The organism is Nonomuraea sp. NPDC049684 (genome assembly GCF_044465345.1).
Lineage (GTDB): Bacteria > Actinomycetota > Actinomycetes > Streptosporangiales > Streptosporangiaceae > Nonomuraea.
The window spans coordinates 157,339-180,254 of the sequence record NZ_JBITLO010000004.1; the positions used below are offsets into that span (position 1 = coordinate 157,339).

The window sequence follows — 22,916 nt, forward strand, 5'->3', positions numbered from 1 at the left end:
ATGAGGGGGCGGTTGCGGGTCTACCTCGGGGCGGCGCCCGGGGTCGGCAAGACGTACGCGATGCTCGGCGAGGGCCGCCGCGCGCGGGAACGCGGCCGGGACGTGGTCGTGGGCCTGGTCGAGACCCACGGCCGTCCCCGCACCGCCGAACTCCTGGAGGGCCTGGAGATCATCCCGCGCAGGACCGTCGTCCACCGCGGGGCCACCTTCACCGAGCTCGACGTGGACGCCGTCATCGCCCGGCGGCCGAAGGTGGCGCTGATCGACGAGCTGGCCCACACCAACGTGCCCGGCTCGAAGAACGTCAAGCGCTGGCAGGACGTGGACGAGATCCTGGACGCCGGCATCGACGTGATCTCCACGGTGAACATCCAGCACCTGGAGTCGGTCAACGACGTCGTCCAGGAGATCACCGGCGTGCCGCAGCGCGAGACCGTGCCCGACGAGGTGGTGCGCCGCGCCGACCAGATCGAGCTGGTGGACATGTCACCGGAGGCGCTGCGCCGCCGCATGGCGCACGGCAACGTGTACGCGCCAGAGAAGGTCAGCGCCGCCATGTCCAACTACTTCCGCGTCGGCAACCTCACCGCGCTGCGCGAACTCGCGCTGCTGTGGGTGGCCGGCAAGGTGGACGACCAGCTCGACCGCTACCGCGCCGACCACGGCATCGCCACCACCTGGGAGACCCGCGAGCGCGTCGTCGTCGCCCTGACCGGCGGGCCGGAGGGCGACACGCTGGTCCGCCGGGCCGCCCGCATCGCCGCCCGCACCAAGGGCGCCGACCTGCTGGCCGTGCACGTCACCAGCGCCGACGGGCTGGCCGGCGCCGACCCGGCCAGCCTGGCCCGCCAGCGCACGCTGGTGGAGGACATGGGCGGCAGCTACCACCAGGTCGTCGGCGACGACGTCCCCCGGGCGCTGCTCGACTTCGCCCGCGGCGTCAACGCCACCCAGCTCGTCCTCGGCGCCTCGCGCAGGGGGCGCTTCGCGCAGATCTTCTCCCGGGGCGTCGGCGTGGAGACCACCGCCCGGTCCGGCTCGATCGACGTCCACATGATCACGCATGAGGAGGCCAAGCAGGGACGCCGGCGGCCCGCCCGCACGCGGGCCGCGCTCACGCGCACCCGGCGGGCGAGCGGCTGGGCGCTGGCGGTGGCCGGGATGCCGCTGCTGACGGCCGCGCTGGCGCCGTTCCGCGACATGCTGTCGCTGCCCAGCGAGATCCTGTTCTTCCTGTGCCTCACCGTCGGGGTCGCGCTGGTGGGCGGCATGTGGCCGGCCATCACCGCGGCCGTCGGCGGTTCGCTGCTGCTCAACTGGTTCTTCACCGCGCCGGTCGGCGAGTTCACCATCGCCGCCCCGGAGAACCTGTTCGCGCTGGTCGTGTTCGTGCTGGTGGCGGCGGCGGTGAGCACGATCGTGGACATCGCCGCCCGCCGGACGAGGGAGGCCGCGCGGGCCGGCGCCGACGCCGAGCTGCTGTCCACCATGGCCGGTCACGTGCTGCGCGGCGAGGCCGCGGTGTCCTCGCTGCTGGAACGCATGCGCGAGACCTTCGGCCTGACCTCCGTCACCCTGCTGGAACGCCGGCCCGAGGCCGCCCGCGTGCCCGACCAGCAGTCCGACCCCGACGCCTGGCGGATCGTGGCGACCTCCGGCGGCGCCCCCGCCACCTGCCCGGGACGCTCCGACACCGACGTCGTCATCGACGAGGAACTGGTCCTGGCGGCCAGGGGCGAGCCGCTGGAGGCCGCCGACCGCACGGTGCTGGAGGCGTTCGCCGCCGAGACCGCCGTCGCGCTGCGCCAGGAACGCCTGCAGCAGGAGGCCGAGCTCGCCCGCCCGCTCGCCGAGGCCGACCGGATGCGCACCGCGCTGCTGGCCGCCGTCAGCCACGACCTGCGCACGCCGCTCGCCTCCGCCAAGGCCGCCGTCGAGAGCCTGGGCAGCACCGAGGTCGCCTGGTCGGAGCGGGACCGGTCCGAGCTGCTCGCCACCGCCAAGGAGTCGCTGGACAAGCTGGACCGGCTGGTGGCCAACCTGCTGGACATGAGCCGCCTGCAGGCGGGCGTGCTCGGGGTGAGCGCTCAGCCGCTGGCGCTGGAAGAGATCGTGCCGCGCGCCATCGACGATCTCGGCCCGCTGCGGGACCGCGTCGAGGGGGACGTCTCCGTCGAGCTGCCCGACGTGCTGGCCGATCCGGCGTTGCTGGAACGCGTCCTGGTCAACCTCATGTCCAACGCCGTGCGCTTCAGCCCGCCCGGCCGGACCGTGCTGGTCACCGCGAGCGGGCACGGCGACCACGTCGAGATCCGGGTGATGGATCGCGGCCCCGGCATCCCGCCGGAGGCGCACGACCGCGTCTTCCAGCCGTTCCAGCGGCTCGGCGACCGCGACAACCACTCCGGCGTCGGGCTCGGGCTGGCCCTGTCCCGCGGGCTCGCCGAGGCCATGGGCGGCTCGCTCGTGCCCGACGAGACCCCCGGGGGCGGTCTCACCATGATCCTCACCCTGCCCGCCGCCGGTCCCGGACGGTGAGCGCTCGGGGCTGGTTCCGGGTGTCAGTCGCCGGGCGTCGTGGGCCCGTCCGGCCCGCGGAGGTGAACCGCGGCTCCGCGCCGCGTCCCCTCAGCAGCGTGCTGACACCAGGCGGTCGACGGGTCGCACCCCGATCGTCACACGGCGGCCGGTACGGCGGGCTCGGCCACGCGGTGCCGGCCGTCGGCCGCACGGGACGCCCGCGACACCCGGGCCATCGCCAGGAAGGAGACCAGCAGGCAGGCGGCGCCCAGCGGCATGAGGTCCTTCTCCACGAACGGCACCATGACGTCGGCGACCACCAGGACGGGCGTCCACGCCTTGACGCGGCGCTGGACGGCGAGCTGGAGGACCAGGCCGATCTGGGCGACGAAGAACAACATCGGCCCGAAGTCGTAGACCACCTGCTGCACCCCGGGAACCGACTGGACCTGGTCGAAGAGCACGCCCATCGCGGCGTGGTCGGCCGAGCGGAATCCCACGACGATGTCGATGGAGAACTGGGCGATCAGCGTGGTGATGCCGACATATCCGGCTACGGCCAGCCCTGTCGCCAGACGGCCGCGGCCGGCCAGCCTGCACATCTCGTGGAAGGTCACGGCGAAGAACGCCAGGGCGCCGATGAAGGCCAGGTGCCCGGTCGTCCAGGCCAGGCCGGGACCGCGGCTGCCGTCCAGGCCGTCCAGGATGCGGAGGACGCCGTAGGTGAAGGTGAGCACGGGGGCGGCGACGAAGGCGATGCGGGGGTTCATCTCGTTGACTCCTTAGCGGTGATGACCTCCCCAATCCTGGTTTTCCGCGGCCTGCCGGACATCGCCGGAGCGGGCGAAGTCCCGTCTCGCTCTTGAGCGGGATGCGGTACCCCGCCTCCCTCCTGAGAGGGATCATTCCCCGACCGGGCCGACGAGGCCGAGCTCGTAGGCGAGCACCGCCGCCTGGGTGCGGTCGCGGGCGCCGAGCTTGTCCAGGAGGTTGCCGACGTGCGTCTTGACCGTCTCCCTGGTGACGTGCAGCGCGGCGGCGATCTCCGCGTTGCTTCGCCCGAGCGCGATGTGCCGCAGGACGTCCAGCTCGCGCGGCGTCGGCTCGACGGGCAGGCTCTGGCGGGCGCTGCCCACGTGCGGCGAGGCGATGCGGCGCAGCGCGTCGGGGAAGAGCACCGCGTCGCGCCGGTGCACCAGGCGGACCGCCTCCACCAGCTCGCCGGCGGGCGAGCGTTTGAGCACGTAGCCGGCGGCTCCCGCGCGCAGGGCGCCCCAGACGAGCTGGTCGCTCTCGAACGTGGTGACCATGACGACGCGCGTCCTCGGCGAGCGGCGGGCCAGCTCCCGGGTCGCGGCCAGGCCGTCCATGACCGGCATGCGGATGTCCATCAGCACGACGTCCGCGCCGGCGCCGGCCGTGACCGCCGCTCGTCCGTCGGCGGCCTCGGCCGTCACCTCGATGTCGTCGTGCAGGGAGAGCATGGTCGCCCAGCCCGAGCGGATGAGCTGCTCGTCGTCGGCCAGGACGACCCGGATCACAGCGGCAGGCTCGCCCGGACGCGCCACGTTCCGCCCACCTCCTCCCAGGTGCACGTCCCGCCGGCGAGCCGGGCCCGCATGCGCATGCCGGTAAGGCCGCGCCCCGGCTCCCCCGGCCTGCTCAGGGTCGCGTTGTCCATGGTCAGGGTCAGTTCGGCGGCGGCGGCGACGGCGAGCGTGACCGGGCCGTGCCCGTGCCGCAGGGCGTTGGTGAGCGCCTCCCTGGCGATCGCGAACGCGGCCCGCGAGGTCGTGGGCGACACCTTGCCGAGGTGGCCGACGCTGACCCGGACGTCGAGGCCGCGGGTGAGCGTGCCGAGCGCCTCCAGGGTGGGCGTCCGGCCGGCCGCGCCGTCGTCGAGCACGCCGAGCAGCACGTCGAGCTCCTGCTGAGCGTTGCGGGCGGTGGTCGTCAGGTGGCCGAGCGACTGGGCGGCGAGCTCGGGGGCGGCGCGGCGCAGCGCCGCCTCGGCCGCCATGGCCTGCACCAGGACGACGCTGAGTGCGTGGCCGACGGAGTCGTGCAGCTCCAGGGCGAGCGACTGGCGGCGGTCCAGCTCGTCGATCAGCCGGGACGGCTCGGAACGCAGCAGCCGCCGCGCGACCCAGCGCTGGCCGAGCCCGGCGGCGACCATCGCGGCCAGCACGACGGCGATGAGCAGCAGCACCTCGGCCACCTGGCCGGGCGCCGCCTGCCACGCCCGCGGCAGCAGGCCGGGGGACAACGCCAGGACGGCCGCGCTGAGCGTCCCGCCGACGTACAGGTGCAGGCTGGACAGGGCCACCAGGTAGAGGCGGTCACCGCGTTCGGGCACGTCCACGTCGAGCAGGTCCGACAGCGCGATCACCTCCAGGCGGCGGGTCAGCGGCAGCAGCGCGAGCAGCACCGAGGCGGGCAGGCACGCCGCCCACAGCGCCAGCAGGCGGCCCGGCGTCGGCTCGGCCAGGATCGGCAGGCCGAGCCCGGCGGCGACCGGAGCCAGCAGCGCGGCGCCCAGGAGCTGGTAGACCCCGGCCCGCGCGGCCTGGGCGAGAGGGCGTTTCACGTGGACCGACGTTAGCCGACGCCGCCGGGGCCGCACTCCCCCGCCGGGGGGAGGCAGGGCGGCCCGGTCGTTCCTAGCGTGAGCGCCATGACGAGAACTGATCGTTCGCGCGGCGCCGCGGCGCCGCTCCCCGTGGCCGCCGCGACCGCGGGATCGCCGGTGACCGGTGGGCGGCTGCGCACGGCGTGGCGGGCCGCCCACGCGCCGGTGGCCGGGGTGCCCCGCTGGGCGCGGATCGCCGCCTACGCCGTGCCGTTCACCGTGCTGCCGTCCAGCCTCTGGCGGTTGCCCGCGGCGTTCGACCGCGGGATCGGGCTCGGTGAACGGCTGTACGTCGTGCTCCTGTCGATCGTGTCGGAGCTGGCGGCGTTCACCGCCGTCGGGCTGGTGGCCGCGTGGGGTGAGCGGTTTCCCCGCTGGGTCCCCGGGTTGCGTGGCCGCAGGGTGCCGACGCCGGCCGCCGTCGTTCCGGCGGCGTCGGGCGCCGTGATTCTCACGGTCCTGTGGACCGCGGCCTTCGTGACCGAGCTCGCCGGGGTGACCATGCGCGGCGAGCCGATCCCGCCGGACTTCCCCAGCCAGGCGGGCGGCTGGGAGGCCGCGATCTTCGCCGTCTGCTAACTTCCGCTCCTGCTGTGGGGGCCGCTGCTCGCCGCCGTCACCTACGCCTACCACCGGCGCCGGAGCCCGCGACCCGGCGTGCCCGCTCTCAGTGGGCGAGGGCGGCGGTGAGGCGGTTGCTGAAGCGGGCGAGCAACCCGCTCTGGGACGTCTCGGAGACCATCCGGCCGACGAACGGCGGGATGCGCCAGTTGGCGGGGCTGCGCCGGGCCAGCCTGGACACCAGGTTGACGTGCGGGTAGCGGGCCCGTTCGTAGGCGCGCAGCCGTTGCGCCGGGTCGCCGCCCTTGGCCAGCTCGCGGCCGAGCACCCAGACGTCCTCCAGGGTCTGGTTGGCGCCCTGTCCGAGGGTGGGCGGCATGAGGTGGGCGGCGTCGCCGAGCAGGGTGACGCGGCCCTTGCCCCACTCCTTGCGCACCTTCTGCCAGTGGTGGCCGAAGAAGTCGAGGTCGGCCTCCGACGCCTGGGCGAGCAGCTCGGGGACGGGCGACGCCCAGTGCCCGAAGCGGCGCCGCAGCTCGGCCAGGGGCGCGGCGGGGCGCGGCTCGCCGGGGGCCCAGCGCACGTCGAACCACCACTGGAGCTTGCCGTCGCCGGCGGGGATGATCCCGCAGGCACCTTCCTTACCGGTGATCATGAGGTGCAGATGGGTGCGGGCGAGGTCGATGTCGATCCGGCTCAGGGCCTGCCAGGTGCCGAACGTGGCCGTCCGGACGGGCACGTCGCCCCACAACTCGCGCCGGACGACCGAGTGGTGGCCGTCGGCGCCGATCAGCAGGTCGCCGGTGGCCGTCGAGCCGTCGTCGAAGGTCGCGGTCACCCGGTCGCCGTCCTGGGTCACGGTGCGGCAGGCCGTGCCGTAGCGGATCAGGTCGCCCGGCAGCCCGTCGGCCAGCCGTTCCAGCAGGAGACGGCGGGAGACCGACTTGTTCGGGAAACCGTAGAGCGCGGCCGCGTGGGCCATGTCGGAGGTGAGCCGCAGCCGGCCGTCCGCGGTCAGCGCGTCGATCCGGTCGAACCGGCCGCCGACGCCGTCAAGGGTGACGCCGAGGTCGTGCAGCACCGCGGCGCCGTTGCTGAAGATGCTCAGCCCGGCGCCGCCCGTGCGCATGGTGGTGGCCTGTTCGTAGATCCGCACCTGGTGGCCGGCGGCGAGCAGGCTGCGCGCGACGGCCAGGCCGCCCACTCCGGCGCCGATGACGACAACGTTCATTTTATCTCCAAAACGAAGTTACTTCGATTCAAAGATACATCGCTGTGAAGTACATTGGGGCGAGTGACCGACAACCACCCAGAAGCGGACGTCTACCGCGAGTTCCTGATCGCGGTCATGCTGCACATCGAGGCCATCGCCGACCGGCTCGGCGTGCACCATGTGGACGTGGCGGCGCTCATCCTGCTGGAGATGCGCGGTCCCCTCCCGGTGGGGGCGATCTCGGAGGAGCTGGGGCTGCCGTCCGCGTCCGCGACCCGGCTCATCGACCGCCTGGAGAAGGCCGGCTACGTACGGCGGGTGCGCGGCGAGCGCGACCGGCGCATGGTCACGGTGGAGCTGCTGGAGGACGGCATGGCCGAGTACCACGCCACCCGCGTCACCTCCGAGCGGCACCTGGAGCAGATCCGCGGCCAGTTCGCGCAGGAGCAGGTGCCGCTGATGCTGGGCCTCCTCGCCGGCGTCGCCCGCGCCTACCGCTCGGCCACCAAGGAGATCCGCGAGGAGTCCGGCTGAGGCGCCCCGGCAGCGCCTGGCATGCCGGATCGCGGCGTCAGTGCGTGTCGGCGGCGCCCCCGGCGCTGTCGCCGGCGCTGTCGATCTCGTCGGCGAAGGCGAGGACGCGGCTGTTGACGCGGTCGGGGAACTCGCCGTTGAGGGCGTGGGAGGCGTCCGGCCACAACTCGACGACGCCCCTGCCGAGCAGGCGGCGGGCACGCAGGGCGGCCTTGCGCGGGTTGTGGATGATGCTGCGCCCGGCGATCAGCGCGAGCACCGGCACGTCCAGCCCGGCCACCTGCTCGTCCGTGGGGTACGCGGGCGGCGGCAGGAAGGCGGTGAAGTCCCGCATCCCGGACGAGATCAGGTTGGCGACGGGCTCGTCGGCGGAGGCGTCGGCCCCGCCGGAGATCCAGCTCAGCAGCTTCCTGCGCCACGACTCGGGGAAGAACGGCACCACCGAGCCCAGCGAGAAGACGACGACCTTCCAGGTGATCCGGCCGAACAGGTTGGCGGGATCGAGCACGCTCACCGAGGCGATCCGCTCCGGCACGCGCAGGGCCAGGTGGAAGGCGCTCCACCCGCCGATGGACACCCCGACCAGGTGCACCCGGCCGAGGCCGAGCCGGTCCAGCAGTTCGGCCAGCCAGGTCGCCTGGTCGTCCGCGCCGCCGAACGCCCGGGTCTGCACCGACAGGCCGGGCTCGCCGAGCAGGTCGACGGTGTAGACCGGCCGCCGGGCGACGAGGCCGGCCAGGTTCGCCTCCCACATCGGGGTGGCCGAGGTGCGCCCCGGCAGCAGGAGCAGCGGCACGCCGTCGCCGCCGCCGAAACGGTAGACCCGGACGGATCCGAAGCCGGTCACCACGTCGTGGGTCTGCCCGGGTTCGGGGAGCCGGGCCATGGCGTCGTCGTAGGCGCGGCGGTAGCGCGCGAAGGCGGGGGCGTCGCGGAAGTGGCCGAGCCGCCGCGCGCGGAACTCGGCTCCGATGTTGGCTTCCACAGGGTCGTTCACGTGCGGCATCCTTCGTTCGCCCTTCGCGATACGATCGTATCGCAACAATGTCACGATACACTCGTATCGCAAAGGAAGGGGGGCCGTGCCGAAGCAGGTGGACCACGCGGCGCGGCGGGCCGAGATCGCCCACGCCGCGCTCCGGCTGTGCGCCCGCGACGGCCTGGCCGGTGTGAGCATCGGAGGGGTCGCCCAGGAGGCCGGCGTCTCCAAGGGGCTCGTGCAGCACTATTTCGGGGCGAAGGCCGACCTGATGCGCGCGAGCGCGCAGCTGCTCAGGCAGGAGATCGAAGGCCATGTCCGCGCGGCGCTGCGGGAGGCCGCCGGGCCGGCCGACACGCTGCGGCGCACGCTGCTCGCCGTCGTCGAGCTGGGCTCGCGCGCTCCGGTGCTGCTGCTGGCCGGGCACGCGTTCCTGGCCAGGGCCGTCGCCGAGCCCGACGTACGCGAGCTGTACCGCGCGGGCGGCGACGCGGTGCACCGCGAGATCGCCGCGCTCGTGGCCGCCACCGCCGCGGACCCCGGCGTCGAGGCGGGCGCGGAGGCTCACGTGCTGCTCGCGCTCGCGCGCGGGCTGGCCGACGGGGTGCTGGTCGGGGAACTGGACATCGCGGAGGCGACCGCGGTCCTCGACCACCAGCTCCGCCGGCTCGACCGACCGGCGAGCTCCTGACCGAACGCCGCCGGCCGGCGGGTCTCCCAACGGGACGCCGCGGGCGGCCCGGGGAGATCGTCCGCCGGGCCGCCCGCGGCGCTCTCATCCGCCGATCGCGGGCAGTCCCTCCGGTACGGCCTCCGCCGCCGCCTCCGGCCCGGCGGCCGCGAGCAGCTCCACCAGCCGGTCCGCGATCGCGGAGATGGTGGGCTGCTGCCACAGCAGGGTCGCGGGCAGGCGGCAGCCGAAGCGCTTGTCCAGACGCCGCCGCACCATGACCGTCATCACCGAGTCCAGCCCCTGCTCGACCAGCGGACGGCGGACCGCCAGGTCCTCGGGGGCCAGCCGCATCACGGCCGCGATCTCCGCCCGCACCTCGGGCAGGACGCGGTCGCGCAGATCCTCCGCCGCCAGCCCGGCGAACGACTCGGCGGGCCCGCCCAGCTCGTCCTCGGCCGGGACGGGCGCGTCGATCACCGGGTAGCGCAGCCCCGTGAGGTGTCCCACCACCCGGCCGTCCAGGTCGGCCAGCAGCGCCCGGACGGTGTCGTCGGCGCCCTGGTCCACGGCCGCGTCGATGACCACCGTCGCGGGCGGGGCGCCGGTCAGCACGACCTCGTCGATGTGCACGACCATGCGCAGCACCGGATCGCCGGGGAACACGCAGGGCGCCACGGACATCGCCGCGTCCAGCGCCGGGGCCCAGCTCCCGGCGTCCCCGGTGCGGACGGTGGCGCGCAGCGCGCCGTCGCCGCCCAGCAGCGTCTCGATCGTCCAGTCGAAGCCCGTCGAGGGCACGCCGACGGCGGCCAGCCGCTGATGCACGAACCCGGGGTCGATCGCGGTCAGAGCGCCGGCGTCGGGCAGCACGTCGGGCTTGACCTGGCCGGGAGCGGCCACGTCGGCGGTGACGTGCACCAGCCAGGCCGGTTCGGGCTCGCCGGGGGCGGCCGGCGTGCGGGCCGCGAGCCGGACCGCCGGAGGCTCGTGCACGACCTGGACCTGCCGGCGTTCCGCGGTCATCAGCGGATGCGTCATCTCCACGCCGGTGAGCGTGACGTCCTCGTCCTCGGCCGCGTGCAGGAACGTGTTGACCAGCACGGCGGCGGGCACGATCTCGACCCCGTTGAGGGTGTGGCTGCCCGGGTAGGGCCGGTTGGCGTCCTCCAGGCTGGTCCGCCACACGCGGGTGCGGCTGCCGGCGAGGCTGGTCACGGCTCCGAGCAGGGTGTGGGAGCGCACGTCGTGCCCGCGGTTGTCGTCGTCGCCGGAGCCCTCGCGCCAGTGGCGGCGGTGCTGCCAGGCGTACGGCGGCAGGTCGGTGAGGCCGCCGTACGGCTGCAGCCGGTTCCAGTCCACCTCGACGCCGTGGCAGTGCGCCGTGCCCACCGCGGCCAGGAAGGCCGGCAGCTCCGGCTGGTTCCGGCGCAGCGAGGTGCCGACGAACACGTCCTCGAACCCGTGCTCCGACAGCGTCTCGGTGACGGAGTGCGCGACCACCGGGTGGGGGGAGATCTCCAGGAACACGCGGTGGCCGTCCTCGGCCACGGCCGTCGCCGCCGCGGTCAGCCGCACGGGGTCGCGCAGGTTCGCCGCCCAGTACGCGCCGTCCGGCACGGGCATCGCCCGGGGGTCGGCCAGCGCGGTCGTGTACATGGGGATGCGGGGCGGCCCGAACGACAGGTCGGCGACGGCGGCGGCCAGCTCGACGGCCAGCGGGTCCATGTGCGGGCTGTGGAAGGCGACGTCCGAGGCCACCCGCCGCACCACGATGCCCTCGGCCGGCCAGTCCTCCACCACCGCCTCGACCGCGGCGACGTCGCCGGACAGCACGGTGGAGACCGGCGACGACGAGATCGCGGCCACCAGGTCGGTCCGGCCGGCCAGCCGCTCCGCCGCCTCCTCGAAGGACAGGCCGACCATCACCATGGCCCCCTTGCCCTCGGCCTGCCGCAGCAGCCGCGAGCGGCGGCAGATCAGGCGGGCGCCGTCGGCGACGGTCATCGCGCCGGCCGTCACCGCCGCCGCGATCTCGCCGACGGAATGGCCGATGACGGCCCGCGGAGCGACCCCGTACGCGTTCCAGAGCCGGGCGAGGCCGAGCTGCATCACGAAGATCATGGTCTGCACGCGGTCGATCGAGTCGAGCTCGCCGTCGGCCAGGACCTGCCGCGGCGAGAAGCCGATCTCCTCGGCGAAGATCGGCTCCACCTCGTCGACCAGGGACGCGAAGTCCGGCACGGCGAGCAGTTCCCGCCCCATCCCGCGCCACTGGCAGCCCTGCCCCGAGAACACCCAGACCGGCCCGGGGCCGAGCTCGGGCAGCACGTCGCCGGTGAGCACCGCCTCGGCCGGCACGTCGTCGGCGAGCCTGCGCAGGTGGGCCGCCAGCTCGTCGCCGTCCGTCCCGATCACGACGGCGCGGCGGGGCAGATGGGTGCGCCGCAGCGCCAGCGTGTGCCCCGCCGACGCCGGGTCGACGCCCGTGCCCAGGTGATCGGCGAGCCGGCCCGCGTACTGACGGAGGGCCTGCTCCGACGCGGCCGACAGCGGGAAGAGCCGCTCCGCCCGGGGAGCCGCCTCCTCCGCCTGCGCGTGCCGGGGCGGCGGGGCCTGTTCGAGCACGATGTGCGCGACGGTGCCCCCGTACCCGAAGCTGGAGACGCCCGCCCGGCGCGGGTGGTCGCGCTGCGGCCAGGACGATCGCCGCGTCACCACGCGCAGGCCCGAGGACTCCCACGGGACGGCCGGGTTGAGCGCGGACAGCACGCTCGGCGGGATCTCCCCGCGGTCGAGGGCGAGCACCGCCTTGATGACCCCGGCGATGCCGGCGGCGCCTTCGAGGTGGCCGATGTTGGACTTCACCGAGCCGATCAGGCACGGGTCGCCCGGGGGCCGCCCCGCGCCGTACACCGAGGACAGCGCGCCCGCCTCCAGCGGGTCGCCGAGCCGGGTGCCGGTGCCGTGCGCCTCGACGTAGTCGACCGTGGACGGCGCGACGCCCGCCTGCCTGCAGGCCCGGTTCATCACGTGCTCCTGGGCCTCGCCGCACGGCGCCATGATGCCGTTGGTGTGCCCGTCCTGGTTCACGGCGCTGCCGATGACCAGCGCGAGCACGCGGTCGCCGGCGCGCTGCGCGTCGGACAGGCGCTTGAGCACGACCACGCCGCAGCCCTCGCCGCGGCCGTAGCCGTCGGCCGCCGCGTCGAACGACTTCGACCGCCCGTCGGGCGCCAGCGCGCCGGCGGTGCCGAGCGTGAGGGTCTGGCCGGGGGTGACCAGCAGGTTGACGCCGCCGGCGAGGGCGACGTCGCTCTCGCCGAGCCGCAGGCTCTGCGCGGCCAGGTGCAGCGCGACCAGCGACGCCGAGCAGGCGGTGTCGATCGCCATGCTGGGGCCGCGCAGGTCGAGGGAGTAGGAGATGCGGTTGGCCACGGCGCAGGTCGCGGCGCCGATCCCGGTCCACGCCTCGATCTCGGGCAGGTCCTCCAGCAGCCGGCCGCCGTAGTCGGCCGTGCAGACGCCGACGAACACCCCGGCGTCGGTCCCGGCCAGCTCGTGCGGCGGCAGGCCGGCGTGCTCCAGGGCCTCCCACGCGGTCTCCATGAGGATCCGCTGCTGGGGGTCCATCAGCTCGGCCTCGCGGGGCGACAGGCCGAAGAACTCGGCGTCGAAGCCCTCGATGTCGCTCAGGAAGCTGCCGTGCCGCACGGCGTCGCGCAGCGCGGCGGCGTCCTCGGGGCTGCGGGTCTCGTAGCGGCGCCAGCGTCCGGCGGGCAGCGGCCCGGTCGTGTTGCGGCCGGCGCACAGCAGGTCCCAGAACTCGTCCGGCGAGTGGACGTCGCCGGGAAGACGGCATCCGATCCCGACCACCGCGACTGGTTCCACCCTGGCGCCGCGCGGAGTGTCGACCATCTGCGTTCGTTTCCCTTCGGTGTCAGGCCCAATGAGGAGTTTCGAGGATTTCGAGCACGGCGCCGGAGACGGTCACCCCTGGCCCGGTGCCGAGCATGAGCAGGTGGTCGCCGGGGCCCAGCTGCCCGGTCGTGAGCAGGTGGTCGAGGGACAGGACCTGGTCGCCGGCCCCGCAGTGGCCGATGGTGCGGCCGTAGTCCCAGGTGGAGCGGGACATGGGCAGGTCGACCACGGCCATGCACCGCTGTTCGACGATCTCCTCGGAGTAGTTCATGAACGCCACGCGGGCCAGGTCGCGGGCCTCGATCCCGCTCTCGTCCAAAACGCGCTCGACGATCTCCATCAGCGCCCGCTGGATGTTGAACAACGCCGCGCCGGCCTCGCCCTGGGGCATGACCTGCTGCCGGAACTGCTCGTTGCGGGCCGCGAAGCTCATCCGGCGCCCGACCGTGACGCCCGGCGGGAACAGCGGTTCGCTGCCCCGGTGCAGCTCCTCGGCCTCGGCCACCGTCGTCGTGCAGACCGACGCCAGGCGGGCGAACCCGCGGTCCTTGGTGAGGACGAGCGCGGCGGCGGCGTCCCCGCCGATGTAGCCGGGGCCCATCCGCCACCGGTCCATCAGCGGGGTGCCGTAGTTGTCGGCGGTGACCAGCAGGGCGGCCTGCCTGCCGGGAGCGGCGGCCAGGTGGCCGGCCGCCAGTTCCAGGGCGATGAACATCCCGTTGCAGCCCTGCCGGATCTCGGTGGCCAGGACGTCCCCGCCGACGAGATGGCGTTGCAGGTAGGAGTGCGGGGGCCAGCCGTCCGGGCCCTGGTGCCAGGTCGAGGCGTACAGGAGGAGGTCGAGGTCGCCCGGCGCCCGGCCGCTGCGCTTGATCGCGCTGCGCGCCGCGTGCAGGGCCATCTCCGGAGCCGGCACGTCGCCGGCGACCACCGCCCCGGCCAGGTTGTGCAGCTCGGCGTCCGCCGCCGGGTACCAGCCCTTGGCGACGGCCTTCTCGACGCTGACGACGGTCCGGGGCAGGTAGGTTCCCACGCCGCCGATGTAGGTGTCCGCGTACCGCATGACTTCCGTCCTCGTCCCGGCTAAGCGGATTGGAGTTGTCTGACCATCGTCACGATGGTCGCGACGTCCCTGAAGTTCTCGGGGTCGAGCATGGCGGCGGTGATCCGGACGCCGACGTCCTTCCTGAGGAAGTTCAGCAGCCGTGCCGTGCGCAGGGAGTCCAGCAGGCCCGACACGAGGAGCGGGGTCGTCTCGTCCACCTCGACGTCGTCGCCGTCCAGGACGAGGTTGTCCTGGACGAAGTCGACCAGCCGCCGCGCGAGGTCGTCGTCGCTCACGCGCGGGCTCCTCTCGTGACGGGAGCGGTGGACAGGACGCGGAACGCCGCCGCGGCGACCGACGTGCCGGAGCCGAAGCCGACCATGAGCAGGTGGTCGCCGGGCACCAGCCCGCCGGTCGCGATCAGGTGCTCGAAGGCGATGAACTGGTCGACCGCGCCGCAGTGGCCGACGCGGCGGCCGTAGTCCCAGGTCGTCTGGTCCTCGTCGATGCCCAGCCAGGACATCTGCCCGTCCAGGTCCTCGCGGCGGCCGTGCGGGAAGGCCACCCGGGTGATGTCGGCGAAGCCGATCCCGGCCTCGTCCAGGGTCTGCTCGACCTGCTGCATCATCGTCTTCTGGATCGTCAGGTGGATGCCGGTGCCCTGCGACTTGAGCAGCCGCTGCCGGAACTCCTCGTGCCGGTCGCCGAAGCTCAGCCCCCTGCCGACGGTGGCGTCCGGGGGGAAGAGCGGGTAGGCGCCGTCGTTGACGGCGTCGGCCTCCGGGATCACCGTCATGTTCACCGACAGCAGCTCGGCCATGCCGTAGTCCTTGCCGAGGACGAGCGCGGCCGCGGCGTCGCCGATCAGCGCCCCGGGGGTCATCCGCCAGCGGTCCACCAGCGGAGTGCCGTGGTTGTCGGCGGAGACCACCATGGCCGTCTGCCGGTCGGCGGCGGCCTGGAGGTAGCTCGCCGCCAGTTCCAGCGAGCTGATCATCCCGACGCAGCCGCTGCGGATCTCGTGCGCCGGCACGCCGCCGCCGAGGAGGTGCATCTGCAGGTAGTGCTGGGGCTGCCAGCCGTTGGGGCCCTGGTGCCAGACCGACGGGTAGAGCAGCAGGTCCAGTTCGCGCGGGGAGGACTCGCCCCACCGCTCGTAGGCGTCCAGGACCGCGAGCCGCGCCATTTCCGGCGCCGGCATGTCGCCGGCCACCGCCGCGCCGATCTGCCGGAACCTCTCGGCGTCCGCGGCCGGGTACCAGCCCTCGCGGACGGCCTGCTCGACGCTCACGCTGTCAGGCACGTAAACGCCCAGGCTCCTGACGAACATGTTGGGTGTACGCACACGCCCCCTAACTCATCGACGAATCCCGGACAACGGCCCTCGACAGGGAAAAGCGCTTATCCGATTTATTTCCGGCCAGGAGTCACGTGGCCCCCGGCCGGTCGGTGAATACGACGGTAAATGCGCCGGCGGGCCGTCCCGGGTAAGGATAGGGGCGGCCCGCCGAATAAAGCAATATCGTGATCCGCGACCTTCCGTGACCAAGGTTCGACGGAACGTGGCGCAATAAGGGAAAGCCGCTATTCGGCTCCCCGCCGCGGATTCGCCGAATGAAATTCGGGAAACCGCGGCGACGGAACCCCGGTCGTCTCAGGCGGGCACTCTCGTGCAGAGGAGGTTGTTGAGCTTGAACTGGGCGGGAATGTCGTTCGTCCCGGTGACGGACGCAGAGAAGCCGAGGCTCTGGCTGGAGCCGGGGCCGATGTAGGTGTTGGTGCCGGCGTCGCGGGCGGTCACCTGCGTGCCGGTCTGGGTCACCGTGGCGTTCCAGGCGTTGGTGATCTGCTGGTTGCCCGTCCAGGCCCACGTGACGGTCCAGCCGTAGATGGGCGTCGTGCCGGTGTTCCTGATGGTCAGGCTGCCGTTGAACGCGCCGTTCCAGACCTCGGTGGCGTAGGTGACCTCGCAGGAGGTGCCCATCTTGAGCCCGCCGCGCAGGAAGGTCGTGAAGTTGGGCCAGGTGGGGTCGAGGGTGCCGGTGCCGACGGTCTCGCCGCAGTTCTTGGTGGTGCGGACGGTCTGCGTGCCGTAATGGGCGGGGTCCATGATCTGCGGCATCATGTGGTCGGCGCCGGGCACCGAGACGAAGGTGGCCGACCCGCACTGAGCCTTGATCTTGTTGTAGAGCAGCACGCTCTGCCCGTGCGGCACCAGGAAGTCGGCCTGGCCGTGCAGGAACATCAGCGGCGGGTCGTTGGCGTCGACGTAGGTCATCGGGTTGGCCTGGGCCACCGTGGCCGGGCAGGTCTGGATGGGACAGCCGACCAGCAGGGACTCCGGCGAGGCGGGCGAGTTGTGGTCCAGCCCGCCGGTCGGCAGGTTCTGCGCGTTCATCTGCAGGAAGTCGGTCGGGCTGTAGAAGGCGAGCCCGGTCTGCACGGCGCTGGAGACGCCGGTCGTGCCGATGCCGCCCTCCAGCGCCGAGACGCCGCCGGACAGCGTGGCCATCTCCGTCAGCCAGCCGCCCGAGGAGTCGCCCATGATCGCGAATCGGCCGGGATCGAGCTGGTACGTGGCGGCGTTCGCGCGCAGCCAGCGGATCGCCGCCTTGATGTCGTGCACCTGGGCCGGGAAGATCGCCTGGGCGCTGGAGCGGACGCTGACGCCGGCCACCGCGAAGCCCAGCGGGTTGAAGATCGCGGCGATGGCGTCCGCGCCGGCTTTGCCGTCGTCGCTGCTCCACGCCGAGCCGGTGTGCCAGATGATCAGGGGGCGTGGCGTGATGCCGGTGGCGGGCAGGTAGAGATCCAGCAGATGCCCTCTGCTGCCGGCCGGTTGCGCGGGCGCGTAGGCGATGTCGGTGATCGTCTGCGTCGCGTGCGCCGGCGGCGCGATGGCCGCCGGCACACCGACGGCGGCCAGCACGGTCATCGCCAGGCCGACGGCGGCCGTGCGGATTCGAGCTTGCATGGTGCGACTCCGGTTGGTCGGATGGTCGCCGCTTCCCCGGGTGGCCGTCCGTGTCTCGTCCGATGGCAGGGCGGCCGTGATGAGCACGCCGACCTGTAGCTCCTGTGAGAACAACGTCCTGTTCGAGTGTCGCGGCTCACATCGATATGGGCGGGGAGACGATATGACACCTACGCGACGGTGGTCAAAGTTTTCGAAGTTTCGTTTCCTTTAGAACGGGAAAGCGGCATAAATCGTACTTTGGGGCTGTAAGGCGCGGAGACGGCCCCAGATGATCCATGGCATGCACAGCCGGTCGGATACATCCCCGCGGCGTCTTTCACGCCGATGAAACTTTCATGACCTGACGGCCCGCGATTCCGCCGCGACAATCCCGCCGGAGCGGTGAGTGATAATGTCCACCGACATGATCTCCCCAGTCGCAGGAGGACGAATGCGAAAGGCACGCGCTGTTCTCGTCTCGGCCGTCATGGTCCTTGGAGTGTCGCTGACGATCGGCGCCGCCCCGGCGAACGCCGAGAAACTGGCGGGCGTCTTCAGGGAGCACGCGGAGTGCGAGCGGATCGGCACCCAGGGCGTCGACCAGAACTGGTGGGACGACTATTCATGCCAGTGGGAGAGCAAGTACAGCTACTACTTCCTCTACGCGTGACCCCGTGAGGCGCACGCCCCCCGGGCCCGCGGATCGAACCGGGGGCGCGTGCGCCCGCCGCGACCGCCGGACGCCGGACGGCCGGCTCAGCGGAGGGCGGCCAGGGTCGTGAGGGGGTTGTCCAGGAGGCCGGCGAAGGCGAGCTCGGCGGCTCCGGCGAGCGTGGTGTCGTCGCCCAGGGCCGTCACGGCCAGGCGCACCCGTTCCCGCGACACCGGCAGCACATGCGCGTCGATCCGGGCGCGGACGCGCGGCTCGGCGCCCGGATAGACGTCGCGCAGCATCCCGCCGAAGACCACGAGCGCCGGGTTGAACAGGTTGATGAGGTTGACGACGCCGACGCCGAGCCAGTCGCCGACGCGGTCGAGGGCGTCCCGCGCCCTGCCGTCACCGGCCCGGGCGAGGGCGACGACGGACCGGATGCCGTCGCGGCCGACGAGGTCGCCGGAGCGTCCCGCGTAGTCGAGCAGCGCCTCCTCCCCCACCTCGGCCTCCAGGCAGCCGCGCGACCCGCACAGGCAAGGCCGGCCGTCGAACGGGTTGACCAGCATGTGCCCGAGTTCGCAGCCGTAGCCCGTGTCGCCGTCCAGGAGGTCGCCGCCGACGATGATGCCGCCGCCGACGCCGACGTCCCCGTGCAGGTAGACGAGGTCGTCGACGTCTCGTCCCGCGCCGCGCACGTGCTCGGCGACGGCCCCCATGTGCGCCTCGTTGCCCACCTCGACGGGCAGCCCGAGGCCGAGCCCCGCCCCGAGTTCCGTGCCGAACGCCTGGTCCACCCAGCCGAGGTGCGGCCCGTACCGCACGGTGCCGTCGGTCCGCCTGATCAACCCGCAGTACGAGGCGCCGACCCCCACGCACAACGCGCCCGGCGCCGCCCCGGCGACCAGCTCGCGGCCGAACGCGGCCAGGACCCCGACGACGTCCTCCAGGTCGACCCCGGCGCGGGCGCGGACCGCCTCCCTGCGGTCGAGGACCCGGCCGCCCAGCCCGACGCGGGCCGCGACCAGCCGGTCCACGGCGACGTCGAACGCCAGCCCGTACACCGTGCCCTGCTCGGGCATGACGACGATGGACGGCCGCCCCGCCCGGCCCCGCCCGGCGGGCACGCCCTCGCGGACGAGCCCGGCCGCGGCGAGTTCGGCGGTCAGGTCCATGATGGTGCTGCGGTTGAGGCCCATCCGGCGGCTCAGCGCGGCGCGGGACACCGCACCCTCGTCGTGGACGCGGCGCAGCACCTCGCTCAGGTTCCGCTGCCGCATCTGCTCCTGCGTCCGCACGCCCACCGCCGATCCCGTCATCTCCGTCACCCTAGGACGTGTCCTCACAGGATCACGGTCGCGCCGGAAGGCGCAAGGCGAAGGTGGTGCGGACGCCCGGGGTGCTGGCGGCCGTGGCGGTGCCGCCGTGCGCCTCGGCCAGGTCGCGGACGATCGCGAGGCCGAGGCCGCTGCCGCCGGTGCGGCGGTTGCGCGACTTCTCCGCCCGCCAGAACCGGTCGAAGACGTGCGGAAGGTGCTCGGCGCGGATGCCGATCCCCGTGTCGGTCACCTCGATGACCACGTGGTCGCCGTCCTGGCGGGCGTCCAGCGTGATGTGCCCGCCGGGCGGCGTGTAGCGCAGGGAGTTGGTGACGAGGTTCCCGACGGCCTGGCGCAGCCGTACGGGGTCGGCGGTCAGGGTGGGGGCGGCGGCGCCACCGGCGGTCAGGGTGAGCCCGGCGGCCTCGGCGCGGCCCCGGTGGGCGGTGGCCACCTGGTCGAGGAGGTCGCCGAGGTGCACGGGTTCGAGGTGCAGGCGCAGCTTGCCCGCGTCGGCGAGGGCGAGGTCCTGGAGGTCGTCCACGATGTGCTGCAGCAGCAGGAGCTCCTCGACCAGGGAGGCGATCAGCGCGGGGTCGAGCTCGGCGACGCCGTCCTGGGCCGCCTCCAGCCAGCCCCTGAGGTTGCTCAGCGGGGTGCGCAACTCGTGGGAGACGTCGCTGACCATGGCCTTGCGCTGCTCCTCCATGCGCTGGAGGTGCTCGGACATCTCGTTGAACGCGGTGGCCAGCTCGCTGATCTCGCCGGTCGTCCTGACCTGGACGCGGGCGGAGCTGTCCCCGTCGCGCATCCGCCGGGCGGCGTGGGTGAGCGCGTTGACCGGGCCGACCAGGCGCCTGGCCGCCATGACGCTGACGCCGACGGTCAGCACGAGCACGAGGAGGGCGGCCCCGGCGATCGAGGGCAGCGGGATGCGCGGCCCGGCGGCCTCGGACGGGGATCCGATGTACAGGTAGGCGGCGGGGGCGACGTAGGGATCGAGCTGTTCCTTGCGGGCGGCGGCGATGCACGAGGAGATCGTCTGGCCGGGTTCGGCGGCCGAGGACGCCGGCCGCTTCTCCTTCGCGACCCAGGTGAGGTCCAGGCCGACCGAGCCGCGTTCCGCGCCCTTGCCCTTCAGGCACCTGCCGACCAGGAGGTTGAGCTGCTTCAACGCGGCCTTCTCGGTGCGCGTCGGCGTGTTGAAGGCGGCCGCGTCGCAGGGGGCCGTCACCGCCGGGGCCGGGCTCGGCTCCTGCGGGACGCCCTCGCCGGTCGTCGTCACGGACGGCCTGCCGGTGTGGGAGACGACCGTCCGGACGGGCTGACCGGTACGTCTCATGCAGGCGGCGTAGGCGTCGGCGGCCTTCCCCAGCCGGACGCGGTCACGGTCGGGCAGCAGGAAGGGGCCCACCGCGCGCGGATCGATGCGGTCCTTCGCCGCCCCCGGCACCAGGGTCACGTCCACGGCCAGCGGATCGACGACGGCCGACACCCGGGCGGGCAGCGGGGTCCCGGCGGCCGCCGAGTCCGCGATGAGGGCGCCCTTCTCGGTGGTCAGCGCGATGCGGCGGCTGTTGGCGGCGGCGAGGTCGCGCACGGTGGCCGCGACGCCGGACCAGTCGGGATGGCGGGCTGCGTAACCGAGCAGGCTGTTGTTGATCTGGGCGTCGCTGGCCAGCGTCTGGCCCTGCTCGCGCTGGATGGCGCCGGAGGTGCTGTTGGCGGCCAGCCAGGCCGTCGCCGTGATCGAGCAGACCGCCACGACGGCCGAGCTCGTGAGCAGCCTGACGAACAGCGACCTCATGCGTGGGTCAGCTTGTAGCCGACGCCGTACACGGTCAGCAGCCGGGACGGGCGGCGCGGGTCGGGCTCGATCTTCCTGCGCAGGTTCATCACGTGCACGTCGACCGTGCGCTCGGTGATGAACCGGTCGAAGCCGTGGACGCGCTCCAGCAGCTGCTTCCTGGTGAACACCCGTTCCGGCTCGGCGGCCAGCGTCTCGACGATCCGGAACTCCGCGAGCGTGCAGTCGACCGGCGTGCCCGCCACGGTGACGGTGTGCCTGACCGGGTCCACGACCAGGTCGCCCGCCCGGAACAGCCGGCCCGCCTCCGGCGACCTGCCGGTGCGGCGCAGCAGCGTGCGCACGCGGGCCATCAGCTCGCGCGGGCTGTACGGCTTGGTCATGTAGTCGTCGGCGCCGAGGTCGAGCCCGAGCAGCAGGTCGTCCTCGGTGGACCTGGCCGTCAGCATCAGGATCGGCAGGTCGGACTCGGCGCGCAGCACCCGGCAGACGTCCAGCCCGTCGACCTTCGGCATCATCACGTCGAGCAGCACGAGGGCGGGGTCACCCTGCCGGGCCTCGTCGATCGCCGAACGCCCGTCGTGCACGACGCGGACCTCGTGGCCCTCCCGCTCCAGGTAGCGCCTGAGCAGTTCGGCCTGCTTGGGGTCGTCCTCGGCGACCAGCACGTACGCGCACATGGCCCGAGGTTATGCGCCCGCCACGAGTGCATACGGGATCCGCATGACAGGCAAACAGGTTCCACACATTCTGCCGCCAGGCTGCGCCGGGTGAGAACCAACCTGCTTCGTACGGCCGCGGCGACGGCACTCGCCCTCCTGGCGGCGGGCTGCGCGGGCAGCGCGGACAGTGCCGTGCGACCCGATCCCGCGACCACCACGGCGAGCACTGCGGCGAGCACTGCCAGGTCGAAGATCGCGAGCGTCAAGGGGGCACGGATCACGATCTACCGGGGCAGACAGGGCGCGGCCCAGCGGACGATCGCCAGTCCCAACGACTACGGCGCGACCCGCGTCTTCCTGGTGGAACGCGACGAGGGCGACTGGCTCCAGGTGCTGCTGCCGGTCCGGCCCAACGGCAGCAAGGGCTGGATCAAGGCCGCCGACGTGACGCTCGCGGAGACGTCCCACCGCGTGGAGATCGACCGCCGCGCGTTCCGCTTCACGGTCTACGACGGCGACCGGCCCGTCAGGACGGGCAAGGTCGCGACCGGCGAGGCCGGCACGCCGACGCCTCCGGGCCGCTACTTCTTCACCGAGCTGGTGAGGCCCACCGGCGACGGCGGGGCCTACGGCGCCTACGCCTTCGGGCTGAGCGGCTTCTCGCCGGTGCTGAAGAGCTTCGCCGGCGGCCCCGGCCAGCTCGCGATCCACGGGACGAACAAGCCTTCCGCCATCGGCACGCGGGCCAGCCACGGCTGCGTCCGGGTCAGCAACGACGACATCACCTGGATGGCGAAGAACCTGGCGATCGGCACCCCGGTCGTCGTCAAGGGCTGAGGCCCTGCTCGAAGGATGAGAGGAACCCTATGAAGATCAGAACCATGCTCGTCGGCGGCGTCGCGGCGCTGGCCCTCGCGGCGGGCCTCGCCGGGCTCTCGGGAACGGCCTCGGCCGAGCCCAAGAAGCCCGCCGCGGTGCCTGCCGCGGTGCCCGCCGCAGTGCCCGCCGCGGTCACCTCCCCGGCGCCCGCCCCGGTGCCCGCCGAAGGCCGGCCCACCGTGGAGCGGACGGCGGGGCCTAAGGAGCCGGTCGCCGTCAAGCCGCGTTACACCGGCTGATCACGACCCGTCGCCGCCGCGTGACGTCCCGCCTCTCCTGCCCGTCGGCCGCGTCGGCGGCCTGGCCATCACGGGCGGGAGCCGGGCCCGGACGCCGCGGCGCGACGTGCGGGCGGCGACCGGGGCGGCCACACCGTCCCTGACCACCCACCGCCGCGCCACGTGCGCGGCGGCCATGCCGTCCTGACCGCGCACGACACGGCGCCACGTGCGGGGCGGCCACGCCCTCGCTGTCCGCGCACGACGCGGCGTCCGTGACGCCGCGTGTCCCCCGCCGGGGCCCTACCCCGGCGGGGGCCTTCTTTTTCCGGGCCGTCCTCCGCGACGACG

The 22,916-nt window shown here is 73.4% G+C and carries 21 protein-coding genes; 7 read left to right on the forward strand and 14 right to left on the reverse strand.

Annotated features, from left to right (window positions below):
• Complete coding sequence (locus ACIBST_RS14695) at positions 1 to 2,538, forward strand: ATP-binding protein (protein WP_397171904.1); 2,538 nt, start codon at positions 1 to 3, stop codon at positions 2,536 to 2,538.
• A gap of 137 nt (positions 2,539 to 2,675) precedes the next feature.
• On the opposite strand, the gene ACIBST_RS14700 is transcribed toward ACIBST_RS14695, so the two are convergent.
• From ACIBST_RS14700 to ACIBST_RS14710, 3 genes are all read right to left on the reverse strand, one after another.
• Positions 2,676 to 3,290: a hypothetical protein gene (locus ACIBST_RS14700; protein ID WP_397171906.1), complete on the reverse strand. Its 615-nt coding sequence runs from the start codon at positions 3,288 to 3,290 to the stop codon at positions 2,676 to 2,678.
• A 132-nt stretch (positions 3,291 to 3,422) separates the two neighbouring features.
• The gene (locus ACIBST_RS14705) at positions 3,423 to 4,061 is read right to left on the reverse strand and encodes a response regulator (RefSeq protein WP_397171908.1); all 639 of its coding nucleotides are present in this window, start codon (positions 4,059 to 4,061) and stop codon (positions 3,423 to 3,425) included.
• The gene (locus ACIBST_RS14710) at positions 4,058 to 5,107 is read right to left on the reverse strand and encodes a sensor histidine kinase (RefSeq protein WP_397171910.1); all 1,050 of its coding nucleotides are present in this window, start codon (positions 5,105 to 5,107) and stop codon (positions 4,058 to 4,060) included. The genes ACIBST_RS14705 and ACIBST_RS14710 overlap by 4 nt, the downstream gene beginning before the upstream one ends.
• An 87-nt stretch (positions 5,108 to 5,194) precedes the next feature.
• Between ACIBST_RS14710 and ACIBST_RS14715 the strand changes: the two genes are divergently transcribed.
• On the forward strand, positions 5,195 to 5,728 hold the full coding sequence (locus ACIBST_RS14715) for a hypothetical protein (RefSeq protein WP_397171912.1): 534 nt from the start codon (positions 5,195 to 5,197) through the stop codon (positions 5,726 to 5,728).
• 88 nt (positions 5,729 to 5,816) lie between these two features.
• On the opposite strand, the gene ACIBST_RS14720 is transcribed toward ACIBST_RS14715, so the two are convergent.
• Positions 5,817 to 6,941 (reverse strand): FAD-dependent monooxygenase, encoded by a 1,125-nt coding sequence (locus ACIBST_RS14720; RefSeq protein ID WP_397171914.1) that lies wholly within the window; start codon positions 6,939 to 6,941, stop codon positions 5,817 to 5,819.
• A 63-nt stretch (positions 6,942 to 7,004) separates the two neighbouring features.
• Between ACIBST_RS14720 and ACIBST_RS14725 the strand changes: the two genes are divergently transcribed.
• On the forward strand, positions 7,005 to 7,457 hold the full coding sequence (locus ACIBST_RS14725) for a MarR family winged helix-turn-helix transcriptional regulator (protein ID WP_397171916.1): 453 nt from the start codon (positions 7,005 to 7,007) through the stop codon (positions 7,455 to 7,457).
• Positions 7,458 to 7,494: 37 nt separating this feature from the next.
• Here the strand turns inward: ACIBST_RS14725 and ACIBST_RS14730 are convergent, their stop codons facing one another.
• Positions 7,495 to 8,454 carry an alpha/beta fold hydrolase gene (locus ACIBST_RS14730; RefSeq protein WP_397171918.1) on the reverse strand — a complete coding sequence of 320 codons (960 nt, stop codon included), beginning with the start codon at positions 8,452 to 8,454 and terminating at the stop codon, positions 7,495 to 7,497.
• 85 nt (positions 8,455 to 8,539) lie between these two features.
• Between ACIBST_RS14730 and ACIBST_RS14735 the strand changes: the two genes are divergently transcribed.
• Positions 8,540 to 9,127 (forward strand): TetR/AcrR family transcriptional regulator, encoded by a 588-nt coding sequence (locus tag ACIBST_RS14735; RefSeq protein ID WP_397171920.1) that lies wholly within the window; start codon positions 8,540 to 8,542, stop codon positions 9,125 to 9,127.
• Positions 9,128 to 9,211: 84 nt separating this feature from the next.
• Here the strand turns inward: ACIBST_RS14735 and ACIBST_RS14740 are convergent, their stop codons facing one another.
• The 5 genes from ACIBST_RS14740 to ACIBST_RS14760 all read right to left on the reverse strand — a co-directional run bounded on the left by ACIBST_RS14740 (position 9,212) and on the right by ACIBST_RS14760 (position 17,046).
• The gene (locus ACIBST_RS14740; protein ID WP_397171922.1) at positions 9,212 to 13,024 is read right to left on the reverse strand and encodes a type I polyketide synthase; all 3,813 of its coding nucleotides are present in this window, start codon (positions 13,022 to 13,024) and stop codon (positions 9,212 to 9,214) included.
• A 22-nt stretch (positions 13,025 to 13,046) separates the two neighbouring features.
• Positions 13,047 to 14,090 (reverse strand): ketoacyl-ACP synthase III family protein, encoded by a 1,044-nt coding sequence (locus ACIBST_RS14745; RefSeq protein WP_397171924.1) that lies wholly within the window; start codon positions 14,088 to 14,090, stop codon positions 13,047 to 13,049.
• A gap of 20 nt (positions 14,091 to 14,110) precedes the next feature.
• Complete coding sequence (locus ACIBST_RS14750; RefSeq protein ID WP_397171925.1) at positions 14,111 to 14,368, reverse strand: acyl carrier protein; 258 nt, start codon at positions 14,366 to 14,368, stop codon at positions 14,111 to 14,113.
• The gene (locus ACIBST_RS14755) at positions 14,365 to 15,375 is read right to left on the reverse strand and encodes a ketoacyl-ACP synthase III family protein (protein WP_397171927.1); all 1,011 of its coding nucleotides are present in this window, start codon (positions 15,373 to 15,375) and stop codon (positions 14,365 to 14,367) included. Before ACIBST_RS14755 ends, ACIBST_RS14750 begins: the two co-directional genes overlap by 4 nt.
• Before the next feature lie 351 nt (positions 15,376 to 15,726).
• The gene (locus tag ACIBST_RS14760; protein WP_397171929.1) at positions 15,727 to 17,046 is read right to left on the reverse strand and encodes a cellulose binding domain-containing protein; all 1,320 of its coding nucleotides are present in this window, start codon (positions 17,044 to 17,046) and stop codon (positions 15,727 to 15,729) included.
• Between the two features lie 433 nt (positions 17,047 to 17,479).
• Here ACIBST_RS14760 and ACIBST_RS14765 point away from each other — a divergent pair, with 433 nt between their 5' ends.
• Positions 17,480 to 17,698: a hypothetical protein gene (locus ACIBST_RS14765; RefSeq protein WP_352327660.1), complete on the forward strand. Its 219-nt coding sequence runs from the start codon at positions 17,480 to 17,482 to the stop codon at positions 17,696 to 17,698.
• A gap of 86 nt (positions 17,699 to 17,784) precedes the next feature.
• Here the strand turns inward: ACIBST_RS14765 and ACIBST_RS14770 are convergent, their stop codons facing one another.
• From ACIBST_RS14770 to ACIBST_RS14780, 3 genes are read right to left on the reverse strand one after another with little or no spacing between them, the layout of a single operon-like run.
• The gene (locus tag ACIBST_RS14770; protein ID WP_397171934.1) at positions 17,785 to 18,999 is read right to left on the reverse strand and encodes an ROK family protein; all 1,215 of its coding nucleotides are present in this window, start codon (positions 18,997 to 18,999) and stop codon (positions 17,785 to 17,787) included.
• Positions 19,000 to 19,030: 31 nt separating this feature from the next.
• Entirely contained in the window at positions 19,031 to 20,806 is a 1,776-nt protein-coding gene (locus ACIBST_RS14775) for a sensor histidine kinase (protein WP_397171935.1), read from the reverse strand.
• The gene (locus ACIBST_RS14780; RefSeq protein WP_397171937.1) at positions 20,803 to 21,486 is read right to left on the reverse strand and encodes a response regulator transcription factor; all 684 of its coding nucleotides are present in this window, start codon (positions 21,484 to 21,486) and stop codon (positions 20,803 to 20,805) included. Before ACIBST_RS14780 ends, ACIBST_RS14775 begins: the two co-directional genes overlap by 4 nt.
• A gap of 90 nt (positions 21,487 to 21,576) precedes the next feature.
• Here ACIBST_RS14780 and ACIBST_RS14785 point away from each other — a divergent pair, with 90 nt between their 5' ends.
• The gene (locus tag ACIBST_RS14785) at positions 21,577 to 22,305 is read left to right on the forward strand and encodes a L,D-transpeptidase (protein ID WP_397171939.1); all 729 of its coding nucleotides are present in this window, start codon (positions 21,577 to 21,579) and stop codon (positions 22,303 to 22,305) included.
• A gap of 29 nt (positions 22,306 to 22,334) precedes the next feature.
• On the forward strand, positions 22,335 to 22,586 hold the full coding sequence (locus tag ACIBST_RS14790) for a hypothetical protein (protein WP_397171941.1): 252 nt from the start codon (positions 22,335 to 22,337) through the stop codon (positions 22,584 to 22,586).
• Here the strand turns inward: ACIBST_RS14790 and ACIBST_RS14795 are convergent, their stop codons facing one another.
• A complete protein-coding gene (locus ACIBST_RS14795; RefSeq protein WP_397171943.1) occupies positions 22,587 to 22,781 on the reverse strand; it encodes a hypothetical protein in 195 nt (64 codons plus the stop codon). It abuts the gene before it with no gap.
• Positions 22,782 to 22,916 lie beyond the last annotated feature (135 nt).